Source organism: Heyndrickxia sp. FW510-T9 (assembly GCF_058781025.1).
The window spans coordinates 23,651-30,006 of record NZ_JBYSWK010000046.1 but is presented as its reverse complement, the minus strand read 5'-3'; the positions used below and the strand labels follow the sequence as shown (position 1 = coordinate 30,006).

5 protein-coding genes are annotated in these 6,356 nt (G+C 37.5%); all 5 read right to left on the bottom strand.

The features are described 5' to 3' along the window. Positions 1–144: 144 nt before the first annotated feature. The 5 genes from AC3WJF_RS18390 to AC3WJF_RS18370 all read right to left on the bottom strand — a co-directional run bounded on the left by AC3WJF_RS18390 (position 145) and on the right by AC3WJF_RS18370 (position 6,332). Positions 145–1,851, bottom strand: a complete 1,707-nt coding sequence (locus tag AC3WJF_RS18390; protein ID WP_492454798.1) for an ABC transporter substrate-binding protein — start codon at positions 1,849–1,851, stop codon at positions 145–147. Positions 1,852–1,878: 27 nt separating this feature from the next. Further along, complete coding sequence (opp4C, locus tag AC3WJF_RS18385) at positions 1,879–2,793, bottom strand: oligopeptide ABC transporter permease (protein ID WP_492454796.1); 915 nt, start codon at positions 2,791–2,793, stop codon at positions 1,879–1,881. 17 nt (positions 2,794–2,810) lie between these two features. Continuing rightward, the gene (locus AC3WJF_RS18380) at positions 2,811–3,773 is read right to left on the bottom strand and encodes an ABC transporter permease (protein ID WP_492454794.1); all 963 of its coding nucleotides are present in this window, start codon (positions 3,771–3,773) and stop codon (positions 2,811–2,813) included. A gap of 404 nt (positions 3,774–4,177) precedes the next feature. Further along, complete coding sequence (locus AC3WJF_RS18375; RefSeq protein WP_492454792.1) at positions 4,178–5,404, bottom strand: MFS transporter; 1,227 nt, start codon at positions 5,402–5,404, stop codon at positions 4,178–4,180. A 196-nt stretch (positions 5,405–5,600) separates the two neighbouring features. Beyond that, positions 5,601–6,332 carry a GntR family transcriptional regulator gene (locus AC3WJF_RS18370; RefSeq protein ID WP_492454791.1) on the bottom strand — a complete coding sequence of 244 codons (732 nt, stop codon included), beginning with the start codon at positions 6,330–6,332 and terminating at the stop codon, positions 5,601–5,603. Positions 6,333–6,356 lie beyond the last annotated feature (24 nt).

Genomic DNA, 6,356 nt, shown 5'->3' with positions numbered 1-6,356 from the left:
ATTTCTACGTCTTCTCCCTACGATAAGTCAACATCGACTCGTCCCTCGCCGTGTTTCCTTTATCTCAGTCGAAGACTTCGAAGGTGAAATTACACTTCAAATTTCACTCATCCGTACGCCGATGAGCAAGGCGCTTTCGCTTTTCTATTTTGAAAGCCACCAATCTTGCGGATTGTATAAACTGCCAATATCAATCAAATCATCTTGTGGAATGTGTAATCTTTTACTTTTTACAGCTACATCATCATATGTCCACAAGAACAGCAATGGTAATTGTTCATTGACTCGCAACTGCCAATTAATTAGGGATTGTTTTCTGTCATCTGCGTTAAAAGCACTATCACTTGCATAGGTGTCTTTAATCAATTTATCGTTTTCTGCATCCTTCCAACGTTCCCAGTTATAGGCTGCATCACTTGACCAAAGACCCCTAGGATCATCACCGTCGCCGCCCCATGCACCAATCCACATATCGATACTTGGATCATCATTTTGCAGCTTAGCATTTTTCGTCGTACCATCTTGAGGGTTAAGTGTCACTTGCATACCGACATTTCCAAAGTATTTCTTAATAGATTCTGCAATCGCTTGAGCTGTTTTCGAATCTTGAGTATAAGTTAGACGCAAATTCACTGACTTGTTTGTATTTGGGTCGATTCGATTTCCATCCGAACCTTTTTTCCACCCAGCTTCATCTAATAGCTGATTAGCTTTCGCTTCATCGTATTCATAAGGGTTTATTCCGTCTTCTTTAGATGCATGTGCCCAAATTATTTCAGGAAGAGGACCGCTCAACAGAACACCATTTCCTTTATAAATGGAATCTAACATTAACTTTCTTGGTAATGCATACTCTAATGCTTGACGAACTTTTAGATCTTTGAACTGAGGTTTATAAAGCTTCATCCCAATATATTCAAAAATATCTCCAGGCTTAGCAATCACATCGACATTTTGAATTTTCTTCAAATTCTCAACGTCTGCCACATTAAAGCCTTTCATCATATAATCTAATTGGCCCTTAGCGAATAATCCTGGAGCAACGTCGACGTTTACACCCTGTATCACAATTTGTTTAATGTGCGGCTTACTAATATAGTAATTGTTATTCGCCACCATAATGATTGTGGTTGGCTTTTCCACCTTTTTCACTTTATATGGGCCGGAAACTACATTTGGTGCCTGAACATAATCAAGATTTTGCCAGTCTTTAATAGGCTTATCTTTTAAAATATGATAAGGCAATATGCGTTGCGTCAGGATGTTTGGTACGGATACAGCATCCTTCTCGCTTAAATTTAATGTAAACTGCTTGTCGGAAATTTTCTCGAAGCCTTTTGTATTTTCAAAAGATTTTTCTTTTCCTTCTGAAACTTCTTTATATCCTTTTAAAGTATTTAAAGCGCTTCCACCATCCCCGCCAATTTTCAATAATTCAGGTGATACGAGAGTGTTATAAGTGAACAGAATATCATCTGAAGTAACAGGTTCACCATCGGACCACTTTGCTTTATCATTTAAAGTAACCTTTATAGACATTTTGTCTTCTGAAACTTCCCATTTTTCAGCCAAACGAGGTACAAGCTCTAGTTTTCCATTTTGATCGGCAAGACCGTCAAATAACATCCTAACTAGATTCGCATTGAATGCATCGTTTGCCAGACCAGGAATCAATGTATCGTTAAATTCCTTTGCACCAAACGCCATGTTCAATGTTCCGCCATCAACCGGTTTGCCATTGTCTTCCCCGCTTGTTCCCCCAGCTTGTCCTGCGGATCCCTTTGAACATCCGGATATGATCAACAACAAACTGAGTAAAACTGCCATTAACATAAATGCGCTTTTTCTCATTAATGTATACCCCTTTTCCATTTGCTATTATTTTTCAAAGCTTGGATCAAATGCGTCACGCAAACCATCGCCAATGAAGTTGAAACAAAGGATAGTAATAAAAATCAACCCTGCCGGAGGTACCCATGCCCACGGCTTAAATTGCAATGTAAAATAATCTAAGGCACTATTTAATGTATTCCCCCAAGATGGTGTATTGGGTGGAACACCGAATCCAATTAACGAAAGAGCTGCTTCCATACCAATTAATCCTGCCATTAAAAAGGTCGCATTTACTACTAGTGGACCAATTGCACTTGGTAAGAAATGTTTGAAAATAATTCTCCAAACGCTACATCCCGACATTTTAGCAGCTAGTACAAATTCCTGTTCGCGCAAATTCAAGAAGAGTCCGCGCACAAATCTGGTAATTCCCGACCAATCAGTAAATGCAATGATAAAAATTAATAGCCATACAGAGTTGGTGGAGAAAAATGCACTCAGGATGACGATAAGCAGCAAACTTGGAAAATTAAGCATAACATCGACAACCCGCATGATAATTGTATCTACCCATCCACCATAATATCCTGCTAAGCCTCCTAGAATAATTCCTATCCCCATAATGATAACCATGTCGACAATGGCAATCATAAAATCAACTCGTCCACCATAAATGTTTCTTGCAAAATAATCTTGCCCCGTATTATTCGTGCCAAGGATATGTGCAGATGATGGCCGAAGATCGGACGATGTTAGATCTTGACTTGTCGGATCCCAATGAGTGATTAACGGCGCTGCCAAAGTCATGATGAAAATAAGGAACAGAACAATGGAGCTTATCACCGCCGGCTTATTATTCATAAACCTTCTTAATGCCATACGAAATGGACTTCTCACTTCTTGTTGCTTGATAGAATATTCAGAATTAAATTCATTTTGTTCTTGAATCGCAGCTTTCATTTTTCCACCTCTTTCTACTACTTGTTGTAACGGATACGTGGATCTACTACCGCATACAAAATATCGGCAATTAAATTTCCGATAAGAATAGCAACAGCATAAATGATCGTAGTGGCCATAATAACGGGATAATCCCGGTTATTTACTGCATCAATGGTAAGAAGGCCCATACCTTGGTATTGAAAGAGTCCCTCTAAAATGATGGAACCACCAACAATTGCCGCTATATCGTATCCCCACTGTGTAATAGATGGAATCATCGCATTACGGAAAACATGTTTTGTAAAAACCTTACTTTCTTTTAGCCCTTTAGCATATGCGGTTCGGGTATAATCGGCACTTTTTACATCCAGCATTGCACCTCTTATGTATCTTGTATGAGCAACAAAACTTAATAATATGAGCGCAACTGCAGGTAAAAATGCGTGATACAAGTGATCACCCAGAGATCCAGCTGTTGAACCAAACCCAATTGCACCTTGCGCTGGGAACCAACCTAGATTGATCGCAAATACATAAATCAAAATAATCCCAAAGATAAAGGACGGTATAGAAAAAAAGATAAATAGAATGGTAGATGTTGTATAATCAAATTTTGAATACGGAAAACGACTCTGCAATATACCAATTGGAATCCCTAACCCTATAGAGATAATTTGAGCCATTAAGGACAAGATCACCGTATTGATAAGGGCGGGTGTAATCATTGCCAATACAGGCTCATGCTTTACATAACTATAACCCCAATCACCTATGAAAAAATTCTTTATCCAATGAAGATATTGAGAAATCAGCGGTTGATCATATCCAGCTGCATGACGTAATGCCTCTTGTAGTTCATTAATGTTTTTTATCTTTGGATTCAAAATGGAAGAGAAGGCATCTCCAGGTGCCGCATGCATCATTAAAAAGGCAATTATAGTAATGATGAATATCATCGGAATCATCCCAAATACTCTTCGTATCACATAAACACCCATCCAAACGCTCCTTTCAATATCCAGTTACAAGGGAAGCGTGTAAGTTAGTTCACTTACAAATTCAAACCTAAACATAGATTATTTTTTAGATTAATAGATTTTGAGCTTTTAAAAGTTAATAGTATTTTCCCCATAAAAGTCTAGCTACATTTAAAATTTAATCATTCCAATCATTCAGATAATTGGATTTAGATGAATTTTGCGCAAATTCAATTCTAGAACTTATTATACCTACATTGGGTTGTTGGGTCAACACATTGTTGTATTGTATAATGTGAAATTTTAGCCATGCGACAAAGTGTATCGAAGGGCAGAAAATATCACACTTATACTATTTTAACAACTTTATATCGTTCCACTAGCTGACTTCTAGTGTTCTATCACACTTTCTACAGTTTGATAGTCTATTCATTTATGGTTCTATTTTGAAACGATTTTTCTTTTTTATAAACATAGATCCAATAGAATACTAGAGGGAGAATCAGGATACTCGATAACCAATAAATCCATAGAATACCTAATACATCCATAATTACATAACCTAATAATGGACCTAAGGCAGAACCAATATCCACGAATAATGTATAGTATGCAATAATCTTTACATGTTCCGTGCCGGATACCTGATCTGTTGCAATCGAATCACTCATCGTAATTAACATTGTTGTTGTAAGCTGAAAGAACATGACTACGAAGAGAAAAATAAAAAGCGGCATTTTTAAAGGCAATAAGATAAAGCAAAAGAAAGCTATAAATAATGCAATAATGAGAAGTGGAATTCTTCCCCATTTTTGATCAGACCATTTCCCGATGAACGGAGCGAGAAAGGGTTCCCAACCCGTTCGAATGGCTTGAATTATTCCAGTAATAGAACCCGCTCCAATCGAAAAACCTAACAAGGTTAGTGGATGATTAATTTGGAATTCCGTAAGTTTACTTAAAGTGGAAGCAAATACCCCAAAGATAATAAATGCTGTTAATAGTCCTGTTGCGAATGATGATACATTCTTTTTGTCCTTCCAAATATTAGGGTGAGTCTTTTTACCATGCTGCTTATTAGTAGTAGTATCTTTCGTATTGGGTACATAGTAAATAGCAAATGGAATGCTAAGCATTCCTATAACAGCAAATAACGTTGTTACCGTATAGATCCCAATCAAATCTGTCAGCAAACCTCCAAACAGCATTCCGAATAATGTTCCCATGCCCCAAAGTCCATTATACAGACCAATATTTTGTCCTCTTGTATTAGCAGAACTGCAAGAAATGACCGTTAAATATCCACCTAAACGGAAAAATGACCATGCTATTCCCCATAAACAACGGACTAGTAAAAGTAGCCAGAAACCCTTTGCAACACCGTATGCAAACGTCGAGGTTACCGCCAATATGACAGCTATAAGAATCCCGGTTCGTTTTCCTACGTTTCTATAAAAATACGCTACAACGGAATTCATTGGAATTCTGATAAGCCTATTCACCGACAACAGAATACCTACCTGCCACAGAGACTCCAATCCAAAGAAGTGCCAGTGTAATGGTAACACGATAAATAACATCTCATTCCCTAGCATACATACAGCAGTAACCAATGCTATTACGACTATAGGCTTTTTAGATGGTATACTCATAATTTGTTCTTCTCCTTCCTTTTTCAAACATCCGTGCTCTCACATACGTTTGAAAAATTAACATACCTTTCATGATGGAAATGGACAACTCATTTAGTCTGTATGAAATATAGAATCCTACCTAAATTTGTAATTCCATAATTACAAAAACCCATAGTGTGTATACTATGAGTTTTTGATATTGTTTCATCATCTCTTAAGTTAATTCTGTGTAAAAACGGCAGCGATCACCACGAACAATGGAATGACAAAACTCGACAGGTACTCCTTTCGCATCATATGCGATACGCTCTAATAACAATGCCGGTAGTCCTTCCTTTGTTTGCAAATACTTGCTTTCTTCTGCACGGATTATTACAGGTTCAAATGCCTCTTTTGCCCGAGTAACGACAACATTGAATTCCTGTTCTAATAAATCATATAGGGAAATATGTCCGACCTTCTTTAGCATTTCGACATTAGGAATAATGCTTTTTGGAATAAAGGACGATTCAAGGATATAAGGCTCATCATCTGCACAACGTAGTCGCTTCATTTCAATTACAGGATTATCATTCGGTAATTGAAGTCCTTCCTTTACTTTAGCAGATGGTGTAACTTCATTGATCGCAAGAATAACATCCTTAGGGTTCATTCCCTTTTCCTTTAATACCTTACTAAAGCTATAAAAACCCATAAGGGATTGCTGTAATTTCGGTTTCGAAACAAACGTACCTTTCCCTTGAATGCGATATAGTGCACCTTCTTGGACAAGTTCTTCAATTGCTTTTTTTGCCGTGTTTCTGCTCACACTATATTGAACCATAAGTTGATTTTCCGACGGAATTTTGTCCCCTGGTATCCAATTGCCACTGTCAATGGATTCTTTTAGTCTTTCCTTTAACTGGTGATAAAGTGGTATCACACTTTCAGATTGCAAAGGTTTCATCGTGTACTACCTTCCTTTAAACCT